We start from the raw sequence: 17,991 nt of genomic DNA, 5'->3' as shown, positions 1-17,991 counted from the left end.
GGAAAGTAGGTGACAGAATTGGTAGAGGTCAAACTTCATGATATCGGGGAAGGGATGACGGAAGGGGAAATCGTATCGTACTTCGTTAAAGTAGGAGACCCGGTACAAAGTGATCAACCTTTAGTGGAAGTCCAAACGGATAAAATGACGGCAGAGCTTCCTTCACCAACTACAGGAATAGTAAAAGAAATTCTCGTTAAAGAAGGGACACTTGTTCCAGTCGGTACAACAATATTAATTATCGAATCAGGCCAAACGAAACATGTTCAGCAAGAAGTTACTGTGTCTAGTAATAGAAACAAAGTAGAAAAAACAAATCGATTAATTTTAGCTGCACCATATACTAGAAAAATAGCTCGTGAGTTAGGAATTGATATCGAAAAGATTAACGGGACCGGACCTGCAGGCAGAATTACAGATGAGGATGTATATAACTATGGAAAAAAAGCTGTAGAACCGATAGCGGCTCCAATTAAAGAAGTAATAAAAAATGCAGTTGAGAGCGATGAAATACCATTTAAAGGGCGAAGAAAACAAATCGCTTCTCTTATGAGTAAATCCCTATTTACCATTCCACATGTTACCCATTTTGAAGAGGTGGATATGACCAACCTCCTCGATTGCAAACAACAATGTAAGGAAGATGGAATAAATATATCAGTTGCAGCTTTCTTTATAAAAGCCATTCAACTCACATTGATGAAGTATCCAATTTTTAATTCTGTATTAGACGAAGATCACGGGGTGATCAGGCTTAAGAAAGAGTATAACATTGGTGTCGCAGTTGATGCGGAGGATGGCTTGATTGTTCCTGTCATTCGAAATGTGGAACAAAAAACTGTGAAAACGATCCAGGATGAAATGAAAATTGCGATTGAAAAAGCACAAAACAACACACTAACAAAAGCCGATATTTCAAACGGAACATTTACAATTAGCAATGTCGGTCCATTAGGCGGAATCGGTGCAACACCGATAATTAATTATCCGCAAACAGCATTAATTTCCTTTCATAAAACAAAAAAGAAGCCAGTTGTCATAAATGATGAAATAGTTATTCGCAGCATGATGAATCTATCAATGTCCTTTGATCATCGTGTGGCAGACGGGGCAACCGCTGTTCGTTTTACAAATGAATTTGTTCAATTAATAGAGAATCCAACAAGAATGTTATTGGAGATGACGTAGGATGGTCGTAGGGGAAATTGCACAAGAAAAAGAAATAGTGGTCATTGGCGGTGGGCCAGGCGGGTACACTGCGGCGATTCGTGCTGCACAATTAGGGAAAGATGTTCTATTAATTGAACAGAAAAAACTTGGCGGAATTTGTTTGCATGAAGGATGCATCCCATCGAAAGCATTTGTACACACAGCCAAACAGGCGAATGCTTGGGAGCACCTTACCGAAATAGGCTATAAATTCGAAATGAAAAAATTTGATTTTGCAACATTCCTTGCCTATAAGGAAAAATTAATTTCCCAACTAAGAATGGGGATCGAATCGCTTTGTAAGGCGAATAAGATTGAAGTCATGTATGGAAGTGCGTCATTTATTTCAGCTAATAAAATTGGAATAGAAAATGGCCATCATTATGAAGTTGTTAATTTTGAACAGGCCATTATTGCTACGGGTACAAAAGCGGGAAGTCATAAAGTGAGTGCTAACTATCAGTTGAATTCCAGGGAGTTATTTCAAGTGGACACGATCCCGGAACAATTACTGTTAGTTGGTTCGGACTATATTATTTTAGAAGCAGCGTTTGCTTATAGTTTACTAGGGACGAAGGTTAGTATTATTTTAGAAGAAAATAATGATTTTTCATTTGATCAAGACATTCTTAAAGAACTAAAGAGACAATTGAAAAAAAGAAAAATATCATTATATCCTAATGCGAAATCTCTTCACTTTTCGGAAAATGAGTTTGGAGTAGACTGTACGTTTACAAATCATAAAGATGAAACAGTGATGATTCATTCGAATGCTATTTATATTGAAGAGGAGGCTAAAGGGAATACGAATGAACTCGGATTGGAAAGAATGGGTTTAGCGATCGATAATAACGGTTTTATTGTTTGTGACCGTATTGGGAAAACGAATATGGATCATATATTCGCAATTGGAGATGTGTCAGGGGGCCCATTTCTTGCTGCTAAAGCAATCAAACAAGGAAAAGCAGTCGCCGAAATCATTGCTGGAGGAAAAAGTGAAATCGATTTAACATGGATGCCTGAGGTTGTACACTCTGTACCTCCAATTGCATATGCAGGATTTTCCGAGGAACAGGCAAAGGCAGCTGGTTATCCAGTAAAAATAGGCCGTTATCAACTTTCCGGCAGCGGATTTGCCATGCTATCAGGAAATCGGGATGGATTGGCAAAAGTTGTCATTGATGAAGAAACGAATAGAATACTAGGTACGCACATCATTGGTGAGGGTGCTATTGAACTAATTTCAACGGCTGTTATTGGTGGGGAAATGGTGGCAAGGGATGAAGACTTCCTATTTCCAACTTACCCGCATCCAAGTATGAATGAGGCGATTCTTGAAGCAATGGAGGATACATTAGGTTTATCCATCCATCAAGCACCAAAACGAATGGGAAGAAAAGAAAAAGTTGTTAGAAATTCGTAAATAGTTGATTGGACTAGGACTGAACTGCAATTTAGTCACTAGTCTTTTTTTGTTTTTCCGCTTAAATTCCTCTCTGTTTAAAGCATTTTCCACATAGAAACCAACATTACCAGATGAATTCTAATTTCAAGTTGTCAACAAAATATCCGAGAAATTTTTATGACGTATTTATGAATTTAAATTGTCGAGATTGTGAAGATGTGCACAAAAGGATAAAATTGCAGTACAATTTATCAGAACAAATTTAAAAAAATAAATGATGATATTTTCTTTTACTTGTGAAAGATTATACATACTTCGTAGATTGGGAAGGAGAGAGAAAGTGTGAAAAAGAAACATATCCCATGGAAAATAACAGTATTGATGCTCCTATCATCAATATTTCTTTTGAGTGGCTGTGACACTAGTAAAATAGCAGTCTTAAATCCACAAGGCCCTGTTGCACAAAAGCAATATGATTTAATCGTATATTCATTTTGGTTAATGATGATTATTTTAGTTGTTGTTTTGGGATTATTTATTTTTATGATATTCAAATATCGTGAAAAACGCTTAGCGGCGGATTATATCCCACCTGATCAACATGGTAATAAATGGCTTGAAATTATTTGGACGGCAATTCCAATTGTCATCATTATAGCTGTTGCCATTCCTACTATTAAAGCAAACTATGCGTTAGAAGATATACCAAAAGGCTATGAGGATAAGAAGCCAATTACGATTAATGTGACTTCTGCAGATTGGAAATGGATTTTTAGTTATCCAGAACAAGGGATTGAAACAGTGAACTATGTGAATATTCCTAAAGGTACTCCAGTTAAATTCCAATTAACATCTGCAGGAACGATGGCATCATTTTGGATACCTGAATTAGGCGGTCAAAAATATACGATGCCCAATCATTCAATGGAACTAATATTACTTGCAGATAAACCGGGATCCTATTTAGGAAGAAATGCTAATTTTAATGGTGAAGGTTTTGCCCATATGGATTTCGAAGTTCTTTCCCAAACGCAGGAAGATTTCGATAAATGGGTGAAAGACGTAAAGAAAACAGCACCAAAATTAACAAAAGCTGATTATAACAAGATATTAAAACCTGGTGTAGTTGGACGAATGACTTATACAGGTACACATTTACCATGGGTGAAAGCACCACATCAACATGGTGTGATGAAGAAACAAGAAACCAATCAAAAACAACATAAAATGGATGGTATGGACATGGATATGAACATGGACATGTCAGAACATCAACACTAAAAAGATTGGAGGAGAACAGGATGAAGCTTGATGAATTTTTCGTCACCGGCGAGCCGATTATATATGTAACAGAAGCAGGAATCGCCCTTGCGATGATCGCTATCGTTTTTTTCTTAACTTACTTTAAAAAATGGAAATGGCTTTGGCAAAACTGGTTGACAACTGTCGATCATAAAAAGATCGGTGTTATGTATGTATTAGTCGCAGTATTAATGCTTTTCCGTGGTGGTGTTGATGCATTGATGATGCGTGCACAACTGACGGCACCGAACTTAAAATTATTAGATGCGAATCACTATGATGGTATTTTTACAACACATGGTACGATTATGATTTTATTTATGGCAATGCCATTTTTAATGGGGTTAATAAATATTGCTGTTCCACTTCAAATTGGAGCACGTGATGTTGCTTATCCGATGCTTAATGCATTCAGTTTTTGGACGTTTGCTGCCGGGTGTGCACTCTTTAATATTTCCTTTATTATTGGTGGATCACCTACTGCAGGATGGACTTCCTATTTTCCATTAGCGGGTACTGAATTTAGTCCTGGAGTTGGAAATAACTATTATGCAGTTGCGTTGCAAATTGCGGGGATCGGTACACTTATTACGGGTATTAACTTCTTAGTGACGATTCTTAAGATGAGAGCAAAAGGTATGTCATTAATGAAGATGCCAATGTTCGTATGGTCCGTATTAATTATGTGTATCATTATTATCTTTGCTTTCCCTGTATTAACAGTTGCTTTAGCTTTAATGACTTTTGACCGTCTATTTGGCTCTCATTTCTTTACGATGGCATCAGGCGGTATGCCAATGCTTTGGAGTAATCTGTTCTGGATATGGGGACATCCAGAAGTATATATTGTGTTATTACCTTCTTTAGGTATTTATTCAGAAATTATCAGTACATTTGCGAAGAAACGATTATTTGGATATAAATCGATGGTCTTTTCAATGTTAGCTATTGCGCTATTTAGTTATTTCACATGGGTGCATCACTTCTTTACGATGGGGAATTCAGCGGCTGTTAACTCATTCTTCTCGATTTCAACGATGCTGATTGCAATTCCGACAGGTGTGAAATTATTTAACTGGCTCTTTACGATGTATAAAGGAAAAATAAAATTAACAACTGCGATGCTTTGGTCATTAGCTTTCATCCCTAACTTTTTAATTGGTGGGGTAACAGGAGTCATGCTAGCGATGGCAGCAGCGGATTATCAATATCATAATAGTTATTTCTTAATCGCTCACTTCCATTACACATTAATTCCGGGTGTAGCCTTTGCATGTTTCGCAGGTTTACATTATTGGTATCCAAAAATGTTTGGGCATATGCTAAATGAAAAGCTTGGAAAAATTACATTTTGGTTCTGGATGGTCGGCTTTAACGTATGTTTCTTGCCGCAATTTGTTCTTGGTTTAAAAGGAATGACTCGCCGTATGTACACTTACCAAGATGGTCTTGGCTGGACAGGATTAAACGTCGTTTCAACGATCGGCGGAGTCTTAATGGGTATCGGCTTCCTTGTCTTAGTATGGAACATTCTCTACAGTCTTAAAAAAGGTGAACGTGATGTTACAGGTGATCCTTGGGATGGTCGTACGTTAGAATGGTCAACACCAACTCCTGTTCCACATTACAATTTTGCCGTTGCACCTGTTGTTGATGATGTAGACGCTTATTGGAAAATGAAACAAAACAAAACTCCTCGCTTTAATAAAGAGGATGTGAAACCAATCCATATGCCGAACAATACGGCTATGCCATTTATTTCAGCTGTTGGCTTCGGTATCGGAGGATTTGGACTTGTCTTCTCATGGTGGTGGATGGCGATCATTGGATTAATTATTATCCTTGGCTGTCTAGCATGGCGTTCATTTGACAAAGATGAAGGCTACCATGTTGAGGTAGATGAAATATTAAGTACAGAACTTGCAGCAAGGGGTGAAAGATGATGAGTGAACATTTAGACACATCTTTACCATTAGAATATCAATCTGAGCAAAGCAGATTAAATATATTTGGTTTTTGGATTTTCTTAGGTGCAGAGATCGCGCTTTTCGCGACTCTCTTCGCTACCTATTTCGTTCTTTCAGGCTCAACAGCTGGCGGACCGGATCAATTAGAATTGTTTAAAATTAAAGATGTCATGACAGAAACTATTCTCCTTTTAGTTAGTAGTTTCACATGCGGGCTTGCGATTTTTTCAATGAGAAATAATAATAAAAAAGGCTTGCTATTATGGTTTATCATTACCCTATTATTAGGTGCAGGCTTTATCTACTTTGAGCTTCATGAGTTTATCGATTATGTACATGAAGGAGCAACTTTACAAACGAGTGGATTCTTATCTGGCTTCTTCGTTTTACTAGGAACACATGGTTTGCACGTTTCGATGGGGATTTTATGGGGCATTCTGTTGATTATCCAATTAGTAAAAAGAGGGCTAACACCTGTAACATCAAGAAAATTTTTCGTCATCAGTCTTTACTGGCATTTCCTTGATGTTGTATGGATCTTTATCTTTACGTTCGTTTATTTAGGAGGGTTGATTCAGTAATGGAACAACATCATTCGAAATATCCAATTGGGCACATCGTTGGTTTCTTTCTATCATTAGTGATGACGATTGCAGCCATGTTTGTTGCTCTTCACACGAATCTTCCAAGACCAACAATTATGTCGATTATCGGTATTCTAGCCTTCTTACAAGCAGGCATGCAGCTATTCATGTTTATGCATATTAAAGAAAGCGATAATTCGGTCGTACAAATTGGAAATATCATTTACAGTATTATCATCGCCCTTACGATTGTATTAGGATCGATATGGGTAATGCATAATTAATCATTGTAACGTCTACGCCAGTTGTGGTGTAGGCGTTTTTTCATGGCAATACGCAGCCTATTACTCTTATTATGATTGGTTCAAGCAAAAATTTGATGGGTGTGCCAGAAATTTTGATCGGTCTCCCCGCAAATTTGATCGGTTTCTAAATCTGTATCAAAGTCTATGATTTTGTTTTAAAAAAAAGGAACCGGCTCAATGCCGATTCCGAAATCAATGAGGTATAAATGCGAGTTGTAAGAAAAATAATACGGCAAATAAATAAACGAGTGGGTGAACTTCACGCCATTTTCCTCGCACAACTTTCAATATCGGATAAGAAATAAATCCAAATGCAATTCCTGTGGCAATACTGGAAGTTAACGGCATACTCAAAATAATAATAAATGCAGGAAAGGCTTCATCAAGTTCAGACCAATTAATATGCGAAACACTGCCAATCATCATACTACCTACAATAATTAAAGCGGGAGCAGTGATGGCGGAAAGGCCGGATACAGCACTTACTAATGGGCCAAAGAATGAAGAAATGATAAAGAGTACAGCAACGGTAACTGTTGTTAATCCTGTTCTTCCTCCAGCAGCAACTCCAGATGTTGATTCAACAAATGCACTCGTTGGGCTTGTTCCGAAGATAGCACCAATGGTCGTTGCAATAGAGTCTGATAACAACGCCTCTCGTGCCCGTGGCATCGTTTTACCTTTCATTAATCCGGCCTGTTCAGCGACTCCAACCATCGTTCCAGTTGTATCAAATATGGTAACGAGTAAAAAGGAAAATACAACAGCATATAAACTATGATGAATCACATCGCTAAAGGCAGTGATCGGATTATGAATAATAAACTCGGGAAAATGCGGCATCCCAACAAATCCTTTATCAAAGGACAATTGACCTGTGAACAAGGCAATAATTGCAGTGATAATCATACCGATAAATAATGCACCGTGAATATTGCGTGCCATCAAAATTAATGTAATGGCAAGTCCAACTAAAGCTAGTATTGTTAGAGGATTGTGAAGATCACCAAGCTGAACTAAATTTTCCTTACTAGCTGTGATGACACCGGTCTGTCTTAATCCGATAAAAGCAATAAATAAACCAATACCAGCAGTAATACCAAGCTTTAAGTTAACGGGAATTGCTTCGATTAGTTTACTTCGAAACGGTGTAATCGATAAAATAATGAAAACAATACCAGCTACAAAAACAGCGGAAAATGCTGTGACATAATCAATATTTCCATGAGATCCAACGACTGAATAGGCAAAGTAGGCGTTCAATCCCATTCCGGGAGCTATCGCAATTGGATAGTTTGCGAACAGTGCCATCCATAATGTCCCGATAACAGCGGCAATAATCGTCGCCATGAAGACTTGATCAAATGGTACACCTGCATCTTTGAGGATCACCGGGTTGACGACCACAATATAAACCATCGTTAAAAATGTAGTTAAACCGGCAATAAGTTCTGTTTTAACATTTGTGCCATTTTCTTTTAATCTAAAAAGCTTAAACATAAAGTTTTCCTCCGAAACACGAACATTTTTTGTCACAAATAATATATTATTCGTTTTTGATAACTTTGGCAATAAATTTTTATTTATTACGTGGATTACATTAGTTTTACCAATTAATGATAAATAATCATGGATTCCATTATGGGAAATTTACTAGACGAAAAGAAAAAAGCACCGAAATTATTTTTCGTTGCTTTTTCATTTTTTAAAATTATAATATATTGTTTAAAAGTAAATAAATTAATCCGGCTAATATAGCAGAGATAGGTAGTGTGATTACCCAAGTAATAATCATCCTTTGGGCAGTATCCCATTTTACTCCTTTAATTCGATGTGATGATCCAACACCTAAGATGGAGGAAGAGATGACATGTGTTGTACTTACAGGTAAATGAATATATGTCGCACCAAAGATAATCAACGCCGAACTTAAATCTGCTGCAACCCCATTAATCGGGCGGATTTTCATGATTTTTCCACCAACGGTTTTAATAATTTTCCACCCGCCAATGGATGTACCAAGACCCATTGCAGTGGCACAGGACGCTTGAACCCATAATGGAACATCTGCATTAGCCGCAGTCAAATATCCATTTGAAATTAATGCCATCGTAATAATACCCATAGCCTTTTGCGCATCATTCGTACCATGTGTATAGGACTGAAGGGCGGCAGTGAAAATTTGTATTAGACGAAAACTTTTATTCGTTTTCGTTAAATTGAAGTTTTTAAAAACGACTTTAAAAATACTATAAACTATAAATCCGATAGCAAACGCGATAACTGGTGATAAAAGCAGTGCTTCAATAATTTTAATAAAGCCTTTATAGTTTAATGAAGCAAATCCTGCCGCTGCAATAGCAGCACCTGCAATAGAGCCAATAATTGCGTGTGAGGAACTACTCGGAATACCGAAATACCAAGTAATTAAATTCCAAGCAATGGCTGAAATTAAGGCTGATAGAATAACGATTGATCCATTAGGAAGTGTAAAAGGATCAACGATATCTTTTGTGATGGTTTTGGCAACACCTGTAAACGTCATTGCGCCTAAAAAATTCATACAAGCTGCTAGTATAATTGCATGTCTAGGTTTTAAAGCTTTCGTCGAAACAGCCGTAGCAATCGCATTTGCTGTATCATGAAACCCATTAATAAAATCAAAAGCCAGCGCGCAAACAACGATGAGTATGGTAATTATTAATACACTATCCATAAAAAGACTCCTTATGCGTTCTTCATTATTATAGTTTCTAAAATGTTTGCAACACTTTGACAATAATCAGCGATTTCTTCAAGGTCCTCATATACCTCTTTATATTTAATTAAACGGATAGGATCCTTTTCATTTTTGAATAGCTCCTTGATGGATTCCCTTAAAACGTCATCACACATGGATTCGTATTCTTTAATTTTAATTGCGTGTGGTCGCATACTTGGAAGCTTTTTGTGAAACATTAGATCAATTGCTTTATCAATTTCAACCGTACAATTTCTAATTGCATCGACAAATTTATACATATAACTGTCCGCCGCGGTTATATGATATACTTCAAAAATATATGCGCAATGTTCTAAGCCATCAAGAATATCATCGAGGCTATTCGTTAACGTTAATAAATCCTCTCTTTCAATCGGAGTGATAAAGGTATCATTCAACTCCAATATCATTTGATGTACATATGTATCTCCTTGTGTTTCATATTCTTTCATTTTCTGAGCAAAAACTTTTAAATCATCCGAATTATTTATTTTATAATCTGCAAAATAATTCATGCTTTCTCTTAAATTTGTCGAAATATTCCCTAACAGCACCGCGAATTTGTCTTTTTTGTTTTTAAATACCATAAAGAGCCTCCTAAAAGCTTTGTATTATCAAACGTATTTATTTTATATGATTTTCACAAAAGATTAAAGAAATATGTCGAAATTTTTTGCGAATACGCTTTCATACTGTCATTAATTTTTCACATTATAAAATGATTAATTTAAAGTTAATCTTTATTGTTTGACAAAAATCCTAAAATTATTTATATTTTATCTCGAAGTTGAGATTTTCTGATTCAAAGTTTTCGAACTGAAATAAGAATTAACTTATTTAGTTTTGAGCATATTAAAATTGTTCGCTTTAAATGAAATCGATAAACAACTTCTAATGTTATTACAAAAAAGGAGAAATCATTATGACTAAAGTTAATTTAGCAATCGTATATTATAGTTCAACTGGTACGAACTACCAGATGGCAAAATGGGCAGAAGCTGCTGCGAAAGAAGCGGGAGCAGAAGTGAAAGTTTTGAAAGTAGAAGAATTAGCTCCTGCGGCAGCAATTGAATCAAACCCAGCTTGGAAAAAACATGTCGATGAAACTCAAAATGTTGATGTAGTAACGGCAAACGATATTGAATGGGCAGATGCAATTATTTTCAGTGCACCTACACGATTTGGTAATATCCCTTCACAAATGAAGCAATTTTTAGATACATTAGGCGGCTTTTGGGCACAAGGGAAAACAGCTAATAAAGTAGTAAGTGCAATGGCATCTGCGGGAAATGCACATGGTGGACAAGAACAAACGATCCATACTATTTACACTTCAATGATGCACTGGGGAGCAATTATTGCAGCACCTGGTTATACTGATCAATCCATTTACGCAGCAGGCGGAAATCCTTACGGAACAACTGTTACCGTAACAGATCAAGGAATCGTTGAAGATGCAGAAGCAGCAGTAAAACATCAAGCAAAACGTACGGTTCAAGTAGCTGAATGGGTAAAAGCAGGATTACAATAAATAAAAAACTTGGAACCAGTTCTTTAAAGATCTGGTTCTTTTTTTATCTGCTATTTACAAATAATTATGAATAGAGTAAAATATTAATATATAAATTCCTTTGACCTAAATTACCTTTAGGCGGATACAGGAATTAAGAATAACTCACTTTGACTGTTAAAATCTGTATACATTTCTTGCCGAAATGAATCAATCAGATTATAAGCCAGTCTTTCATTTTTAGCGATCTCGCAAAATGAAGGGCTGGCTTTTTGTTTTTTAGAAAGGAGGGAGTAGTTCTGGGAGAAACATTATCCGGAATTAAGGTACTTGATCTAACGAGAGTCTTAGCTGGGCCGTTATGCACGATGGTGTTAGGAGATTTGGGAGCTGAAGTGATTAAAATTGAAGCGCCCAACGGTAGCGATGACACAAGAAATTGGGGACCGCCATTTAAAAATGGAGTAAGTGCCTACTATCTCTGTGCAAATCGAAATAAAAAAAGTTTAACCGTCGATTTAAAATCTGAAAAAGGCAAAGAAATTATCCGGAAATTAGTCAAAGAATGTGATGTACTCATCCATAATTTTAAAACAGGCACAATGGAACGATTAGGACTAGACTTTGAAAATCTCTCAAAGATAAATAACGAACTCGTGTATTGCTCGATTACAGGCTTCGGTGAAACAGGTCCATATAAGGATTTAGCTGGATATGATTATATTATCCAAGCAATGTGCGGGTTAATGAGTATTACCGGGGATTCGGATTCCGGACCACAAAAAGTCGGTGTCGCAATTACTGATATTTTAACAGGCCTATATGCATGTATTGGCATACAAGCTGCCTTGCTTGAAAGAAAAACGTCCGGCACCGGGCAAAAATTAGATATTTCATTGTTTGATGCTGGAGTGAGCTCACTTGTAAATATTGCAAGCAATTATTTAATGTCGGGAAAAATTCCGGGATTACTAGGAAACTCCCATGCCAACATTGTTCCATATCAAACATTCGATACAGCAAATGGAAAAATGGTTATTGCAGTTGGAAATGACCGGCAATTTGAAAAATTCGTTAAGATGATTGGGCAAGAAGAATTATCAAAGAATCCGTTATTTTCAAGTAATGCAAAACGGGTCGAGAATAGGGAGCAATTAGTTCCAATTTTACAACAAGTATTAAGTGAGAAGCCGACAGAATTTTGGCAAGCCTTATGTAATGAAAACGGAATCCCATCGGGACCAATTAATAATCTTGAGCAGGTCTTTCAAAACGAACAAGTATTAGCTAGAGAAATGGTTGTGGAGAAGGAGCATCCTCAAGCAGGAAAGATGAAACTTGTTGGAAGTCCGTTAAAACTTTCAAAGACTCCAATTCAAATAAAGCATCATCCACCAATTGCAGGTGAGCATACGGAAGAGATTCTCAATTCAATAGGATACTCAATTGAAGAAATTAGGGAATTAAAAAATAATAAAATCGTTTAGGAGTGCGGAAAATGAATTTTGATTATTCTGAAGAACAAGTAATGTTACGATCAACGGTAAGGAATTTTGTAGACAAGGAAATTATGCCGTATATTGGCGAATGGGATTCTAAGGGACTTTTTCAGCCTCATATTATGAAACGACTGGCTGAGTTAGGATTAATGGGAGTTTGTATACCAGAAAGCTATGGTGGAAGTGGAATGGACTATAATTCTTTAGCAATTGTTTGTGAAGAATTAGAAAGAGGTGATACAGCCTATCGTACGGCTGTATCAGTTCATACCGGCCTCAATAGTTTAACGTTATTACAATGGGGAACGGAGGAGCAGAAACATAAATACTTAACTCCACAAGCGAAAGGAATAAAAGTTGGAGCGTTTGGCTTAACTGAACCAGGTGCAGGATCCGATGTAGCGGCATTAAGTACAACCGCCGTGAAAGATGGCGATCATTATATTTTAAATGGACAAAAAACATGGATTTCCTTATGTGATATAGCAGACCATTTTTTAGTTTTTGCATACACAGATAAAAGTAAGAAACACCATGGCATTTCGGCATTTATCGTAGAAAGAACGATGCCAGGTTTTTCTTCAAAGGCAATCAAAAATAAATTGGGAATTCGTGCCGGAAACACGGGGGAAATCTTTTTTGACCAAGTAAAGGTTCCGAAAGAAAATCTTCTCGGTAAAGAGGGGGAAGGATTCAAAATTGCGATGTCAGCGTTAGATAACGGTAGATTTACTGTTGCTGCAGGCGCATGTGGTTTGATCATGGCATCGTTAGAAGCGAGTGTGAAATATTGTCATGAGCGAAAAACCTTTGGAAAAGAAATTGGAAAACATCAACTCGTCCAACAAATGATTGCGAATATGGAAGCAGGATTACAAATGAGCAGGCTGCTCGTATTTAGAGCTGGAGAATTGAAAAATAAAGGTGTAAGGAATACACGGGAAACATCATTAGCGAAATGGCAAGCATGTGATTTTGCTAATAAAGCGGCGGATGATGCCGTTCAAATTCATGGTGCATACGGCTATTCAGATGAATATCCGGTCGCAAGATATTTACGTAATTCAAAGGCTCCTGTTATTTATGAAGGAACCCGTGAAATTCATACAATTATGCAGGCTGAGTACGTATTGGGATACAGAACGGATAAACCATTAAATGAGATGCTTCCTTCATGGCCGTTTCAAGTAGATTCAAATCTGCCTGTTTAAAAACTCCATTACAAATAGAGAAGATATTTTATGTCTTCTCTATTTTTTTTCCGTCATAATTAAATATTGTTTATGTAAATCTTTTAATGCTGATGATAAGGCATTATAGGCTTTTCCAAAATAACAGCTTTTTAATTCGTGAAGAGGTGCTTCAATCCCATCCTTTAAGCTATAGCCTTTTAACAAATGGGCGATGAAATCACGTCCATGAGATGTAGCAAGGGTACAAGTTGCTTCAACAATTACTCCATATTTGCGATCAATTTCAGCAGTTATCGTTAACGTTTCGTATATGCTCTTCGCGGCCATTCCTGCCGGCAGCTTAGCATGTCCCGCAATAAAAAGGGTATTCATACGCATCTCTCCTTCTTGTTCGTCCTAATAGAATGAAAATTAAGAAAAGTATAGACTGATTATACGATAATTAACGATATATTGCACGAATGTTTCAAAGCTGAAACTTTTCGAAGATAGGAGATGGATCATTAAAAGGTGCAATGCATTCCACCTTTTGTCCTAAAAATGGGTGGACAAAGGATAATTTTCTTGCATGTAACGCCTGTCTTTTAAAAGTAGCTTTTCCCCCATAAAGGGTATCACCAACAAGTGGATGCCCAATGGAGCTTAAATGAACGCGAATTTGATGCGTTCTCCCCGTATCGAGTGAACATTCAATAAGAGTGAATTTTTCTTTCGGAAAGACTTTTAAAACGGTTGCTCTTGTTATGGCTGTTTGACCAGATTTGGAAACTCTTCTTCTCGTTGGATGGTGGCGATCTCGGCCGATTGGGTCATCAATAACAAAAGAAGAGGGTCGAATAATCCCTTGTACGAGTGCATAATACGTTCTTTTAATTTTTCTTTCATTTAGCAAGCGATCTAAAATGGCGTGACTAAGTGCATGCTTTGCAAACAATATTGCTCCAGATGTATCACGATCCAAGCGATGAATATGACGAACACGGTGAAACTCATTTTTTTCCTGGAAATAATAAGCAACACCATTTGCTAAAGTATCTTTTTGGCCATCAACGTTTGGGTGTGTATCAATCCCAGCCGGCTTATTGACAATGATTAGATGGTCATCTTCATAAAGCACTTCAATTAATAAATTTTGTGGAATTACACCATAATCTTCATGTTGAAAAATAGCGATCTCAAATAAATCATTTGTTTTTAAAGGTATGTTCCAGTTTATATAATCCCCATTAATACGGACACCTTTATCCATTCGAATTTCATGTAGCAGTTTTTTTGGTACTTTCCATTCCTCTTTTAAAATGTTTTCAATCGTAAAATTATTCCATTTGTTTGGGATATGAAATTGAAACCATTTTCCTGATTGATTTGTCTCCATAATTTATCCTTTCACATGGTCATAATTACCACGCTTTTTTACTGTTTTTATATGTTATTCTTTATTTAATATAACAATCGGTCAAGGTGTAATACAAATACAAGGGTGGGTCACTAGTGAAGGTTTTATTTGCATCAACGAAGGAGCAAGAGGAAAAAATAAACGAATTGGTTAATTATTTTTATAGCGATATATTTCCGTATTATTATGAAGATGAAGAGATTGCTGAATTTAAAAGCATTGGTGTATTAAAAATAGAAAAACACCATTTTGAAAAAATTGGGACACTGAAGGACGCCTATCAAGTGATAGCCAGTTTGCAAACAATAATCGTTATTTTAGAGGAAAAAATCCATAAGAAAATGAATAAACGATATGAAGAATTATTTAACCATAATGTCCAAATTTTAAATAAATTTACAATCCCCTTCCCATTTTTTTATACCCAATTTAATTCAAATCAAAAAATATCGACGGAATCTTTTAGCATATATAAAAGTGCTGCGAACGAAATGCTTATATAAAATAGGCATGAACCGTTCCTTTCCGCTACAGGCACTTGCTTTTTCGCGGTTCTGCGATGCGATGAGCCTCCTCATCGCTTCGCTCCCCGCGGGTCTCATCTGTCCAGCTGATCCAGCAGGAGTCAAGTGCCTTTCGCTTCAATCCACTCTGTGCTTTTATATAAAAGCCAGTTTTCCCCAAAAACTTTATTACGAAAATAACCTTTTTATTTTTTTTCAAATTCTCGATAAACGATGATACTGGATAGAAAGATTAAAATGAACGCAATGAGTGCTAAAAAAGGAATGGTAATAAACCCAAGCCAATTAATATACTCGCCTGTACAAGATATTTGTCCGCACGAAGGTGCATGGCTACTTAAGAAAGGAACCTTCTGAATAGAATAATGATAAAGTGAAGTAAGGATTCCAATTCCTGATAAGATCGCTGTGTATATTGAGAGCTGGTATTCTTTTCTGAATATAGATACGCCAATAATAATTGTTAATGGATACATAAGAATTCGCTGGAACCAACATAATTCACAAGGGACAAAATGTCGTATCTCGGAAAAATAAAGGCTGCCTAACATCGCGATAATTGACACAATCCAAGCAAAATTCCAAAACATATTTTTGTTTTGCATATTGTTACTCCTTTTAAAAACATAATTACTTAAAGAAATTATAGTATTCATATATGGGAATTGTAAAATGTAAAGCGGCTTTTCCTCGGGGAAAAAGCCGCTTTTTGCTTTATACCTTTGTATAATGAACTGCTTCGGCACTTATCACATCATTTGCTACATTCATTTCATGTGCGTGATCAATATAACGGAGTAGGGAATATAGGTTACGTTCAATTACTGTGTAATCGTGCGAAAAATGATATGCATGAAGAAGATGCTCGATTCTCTTGGAAAGCATGTCGTCTTTCGTTCGTACCATCAAAATCAATAAATTATCCCATTGTGATCGATGGGTATAGTATAGAGCACGATCGTAGTCAACACTATTCAAAACAACCTCCTCCTTTATCAATCAACTGTATAACTAACACTTTTAAGGAGTTGTTTTTAGTATATGCATCACATCTATTTTTTGTTGCTGAAAAACTTGGTGATGCTGATGCCACATGGTTGTTTTATTTTAACATGGATAGTCAATGTTTATTATTGTTCTATGAATAATGTGAATAGTTCGGTAAAATGAAAAAGGGATAAACAAGCACTTGGAGGAAATGGGATGAAAACAAAGGTATTTCGATTGTTTCAGCTTGCCAAAATTTTAAACAAGTTTGCAGAGGTTTTCTACTTTATTTCTTTTATAGCTATCGTTACACATTCACCATTATTTTTGGTTTTGATTAGTTGTTTCGTTCTTATTGGTAAATATATTGGCAATGTCGTTGGTTTAAGATTAGCCAATAATTACATTTTCAGCACTCAATCCATAAAGATTATCGTTTTGGTACTTTTTTTTATTTTGGTTATTAACCATCATGCAACGAGCATTCCATTATTGGTTCTTAGCTTTATAATAGCAACTCTTGATGGATTTTTTCTTCATAATATGAATACACTTCAATCATTTATTTCAAAACGTGAAGATATGTTGGTGTCGAATGGGTTCCATGTTTATTTAGACCCACTCATCCTTTTAAGTAGTTGGATTATTGGTTCGCTGTTATTTTTAAAAGGAAATAGTGAAATTGTCCTTTTTGTTGCAATTATTTTATCCACAGTTAGTTTAATTATTTTTTATGCTATCCCTTCTCAAAATTCAGCTATTCTCCTACGGAATCACCAAAGACATAATGGTGAAAATATACATATTGTAAATGTAATTGAAATAGTCGTTAGAACCTCATGGACGGCAGTTATTCTTTTTTTATTAGTGCACAATCAAATATCTTGGTGGGGAATCATCAATTCCATTTTTTTTAGCGGAATCGTGTTTGCCTATTTTTTACTCATGAAATTTCATTCAATATTCGTTTTGTTCGAACGTAAGATTTTAATTATAAATACTTTATGTATGGGAATTATTCTATTGCTATTGTCCTTTACTACTCATCATCTATGGATGATTTTGTTTGTTTTTCTCGGTGGAGCAACCTCACAAATCAGAGACACCATCCTTACTTCAAGATTAATAAAAAAAAGCATATTAAGACAAAATGGATTCTTTTTAACAAGTGTGATGGTGATCAGCCTATTAGCATTCGGATTGATTATTGACGTATATGGTGTTGGTTCATTGTATTTGATAACAAGCACTCTGACTATTTTTTTGGGTTTATACTATTTGTTGGAAAAAGCCAACCAGGATTAAAAAGGCTCTTATTCGAAAGGCTCTTTTAAAAAAACGCAGAGTGG

At 36.1% G+C, this 17,991-nt stretch carries 18 protein-coding genes; 11 read left to right on the top strand and 7 right to left on the bottom strand.

Annotated features, from left to right (window positions below; genetic code table 11):
• The first annotated feature begins 18 nt into the window (after nt 1-18).
• The 6 genes from B5V89_RS10810 to qoxD all read left to right on the top strand — a co-directional run bounded on the left by B5V89_RS10810 (nt 19) and on the right by qoxD (nt 6,751).
• The gene (locus tag B5V89_RS10810) at nt 19-1,188 is read left to right on the top strand and encodes a dihydrolipoamide acetyltransferase family protein (protein WP_108071929.1); all 1,170 of its coding nucleotides are present in this window, start codon (nt 19-21) and stop codon (nt 1,186-1,188) included.
• A gap of 1 nt (nt 1,189) precedes the next feature.
• Nucleotides 1,190-2,632, top strand: a complete 1,443-nt coding sequence (locus B5V89_RS10805) for a dihydrolipoyl dehydrogenase family protein (RefSeq protein ID WP_108071927.1) — start codon at nt 1,190-1,192, stop codon at nt 2,630-2,632.
• A 324-nt stretch (nt 2,633-2,956) separates the two neighbouring features.
• Nucleotides 2,957-3,895, top strand: a complete 939-nt coding sequence (gene qoxA / locus B5V89_RS10800) for a cytochrome aa3 quinol oxidase subunit II (RefSeq protein WP_066233714.1) — start codon at nt 2,957-2,959, stop codon at nt 3,893-3,895.
• 20 nt (nt 3,896-3,915) lie between these two features.
• The gene (gene qoxB / locus B5V89_RS10795; protein ID WP_108071925.1) at nt 3,916-5,859 is read left to right on the top strand and encodes a cytochrome aa3 quinol oxidase subunit I; all 1,944 of its coding nucleotides are present in this window, start codon (nt 3,916-3,918) and stop codon (nt 5,857-5,859) included.
• Nucleotides 5,856-6,464, top strand: coding sequence for a cytochrome aa3 quinol oxidase subunit III (gene qoxC / locus B5V89_RS10790; RefSeq protein WP_425319829.1), 609 nt, complete (start codon nt 5,856-5,858; stop codon nt 6,462-6,464). Before qoxB ends, qoxC begins: the two co-directional genes overlap by 4 nt.
• Entirely contained in the window at nt 6,464-6,751 is a 288-nt protein-coding gene (gene qoxD / locus B5V89_RS10785) for a cytochrome aa3 quinol oxidase subunit IV (RefSeq protein ID WP_066233724.1), read from the top strand. Before qoxC ends, qoxD begins: the two co-directional genes overlap by 1 nt.
• A 213-nt stretch (nt 6,752-6,964) precedes the next feature.
• Here the strand turns inward: qoxD and B5V89_RS10780 are convergent, their stop codons facing one another.
• The 3 genes from B5V89_RS10780 to B5V89_RS10770 all read right to left on the bottom strand — a co-directional run bounded on the left by B5V89_RS10780 (nt 6,965) and on the right by B5V89_RS10770 (nt 10,120).
• Nucleotides 6,965-8,272 carry an NCS2 family permease gene (locus B5V89_RS10780; RefSeq protein ID WP_108071921.1) on the bottom strand — a complete coding sequence of 436 codons (1,308 nt, stop codon included), beginning with the start codon at nt 8,270-8,272 and terminating at the stop codon, nt 6,965-6,967.
• 211 nt (nt 8,273-8,483) lie between these two features.
• Nucleotides 8,484-9,488 (bottom strand): inorganic phosphate transporter, encoded by a 1,005-nt coding sequence (locus B5V89_RS10775; protein WP_108071919.1) that lies wholly within the window; start codon nt 9,486-9,488, stop codon nt 8,484-8,486.
• 11 nt (nt 9,489-9,499) lie between these two features.
• On the bottom strand, nt 9,500-10,120 hold the full coding sequence (locus B5V89_RS10770; RefSeq protein ID WP_108071917.1) for a DUF47 domain-containing protein: 621 nt from the start codon (nt 10,118-10,120) through the stop codon (nt 9,500-9,502).
• Between the two features lie 335 nt (nt 10,121-10,455).
• On the opposite strand from B5V89_RS10770, the gene wrbA reads away from it, so the two are divergent.
• The 3 genes from wrbA to B5V89_RS10755 all read left to right on the top strand — a co-directional run bounded on the left by wrbA (nt 10,456) and on the right by B5V89_RS10755 (nt 13,753).
• A complete protein-coding gene (gene wrbA, locus B5V89_RS10765) occupies nt 10,456-11,064 on the top strand; it encodes an NAD(P)H:quinone oxidoreductase (RefSeq protein WP_108071915.1) in 609 nt (202 codons plus the stop codon).
• Nucleotides 11,065-11,342: 278 nt separating this feature from the next.
• Entirely contained in the window at nt 11,343-12,530 is a 1,188-nt protein-coding gene (locus tag B5V89_RS10760) for a CaiB/BaiF CoA transferase family protein (protein WP_108071978.1), read from the top strand.
• A gap of 11 nt (nt 12,531-12,541) precedes the next feature.
• Nucleotides 12,542-13,753 (top strand): acyl-CoA dehydrogenase family protein, encoded by a 1,212-nt coding sequence (locus tag B5V89_RS10755; RefSeq protein WP_108071913.1) that lies wholly within the window; start codon nt 12,542-12,544, stop codon nt 13,751-13,753.
• Nucleotides 13,754-13,792: 39 nt separating this feature from the next.
• Here the strand turns inward: B5V89_RS10755 and B5V89_RS10750 are convergent, their stop codons facing one another.
• Both B5V89_RS10750 and B5V89_RS10745 read right to left on the bottom strand, forming a co-directional pair.
• Complete coding sequence (locus B5V89_RS10750) at nt 13,793-14,107, bottom strand: DUF3870 domain-containing protein (RefSeq protein ID WP_108071911.1); 315 nt, start codon at nt 14,105-14,107, stop codon at nt 13,793-13,795.
• 94 nt (nt 14,108-14,201) lie between these two features.
• A complete protein-coding gene (locus tag B5V89_RS10745; protein ID WP_108071909.1) occupies nt 14,202-15,110 on the bottom strand; it encodes an RluA family pseudouridine synthase in 909 nt (302 codons plus the stop codon).
• 116 nt (nt 15,111-15,226) lie between these two features.
• On the opposite strand from B5V89_RS10745, the gene B5V89_RS10740 reads away from it, so the two are divergent.
• Nucleotides 15,227-15,634 carry a DUF5365 family protein gene (locus B5V89_RS10740; protein ID WP_066233751.1) on the top strand — a complete coding sequence of 136 codons (408 nt, stop codon included), beginning with the start codon at nt 15,227-15,229 and terminating at the stop codon, nt 15,632-15,634.
• Nucleotides 15,635-15,840: 206 nt separating this feature from the next.
• Here the strand turns inward: B5V89_RS10740 and B5V89_RS10735 are convergent, their stop codons facing one another.
• Complete coding sequence (locus B5V89_RS10735) at nt 15,841-16,260, bottom strand: disulfide oxidoreductase (protein WP_066233754.1); 420 nt, start codon at nt 16,258-16,260, stop codon at nt 15,841-15,843.
• A gap of 109 nt (nt 16,261-16,369) precedes the next feature.
• The gene (locus B5V89_RS10730; RefSeq protein WP_066233757.1) at nt 16,370-16,633 is read right to left on the bottom strand and encodes a YhdB family protein; all 264 of its coding nucleotides are present in this window, start codon (nt 16,631-16,633) and stop codon (nt 16,370-16,372) included.
• A gap of 225 nt (nt 16,634-16,858) precedes the next feature.
• Between B5V89_RS10730 and B5V89_RS10725 the strand changes: the two genes are divergently transcribed.
• Nucleotides 16,859-17,947, top strand: a complete 1,089-nt coding sequence (locus B5V89_RS10725) for an MFS transporter (protein ID WP_108071907.1) — start codon at nt 16,859-16,861, stop codon at nt 17,945-17,947.
• The last annotated feature ends 44 nt before the right edge of the window (nt 17,948-17,991 follow it).

Origin of the sequence: Heyndrickxia sporothermodurans (assembly GCF_003055045.1) — a bacterium.
Classification (GTDB): Bacteria; Bacillota; Bacilli; order Bacillales; family Bacillaceae_C; genus Heyndrickxia; species Heyndrickxia sporothermodurans.
This window is presented reverse-complemented; position numbering and strand designations above follow the sequence as displayed.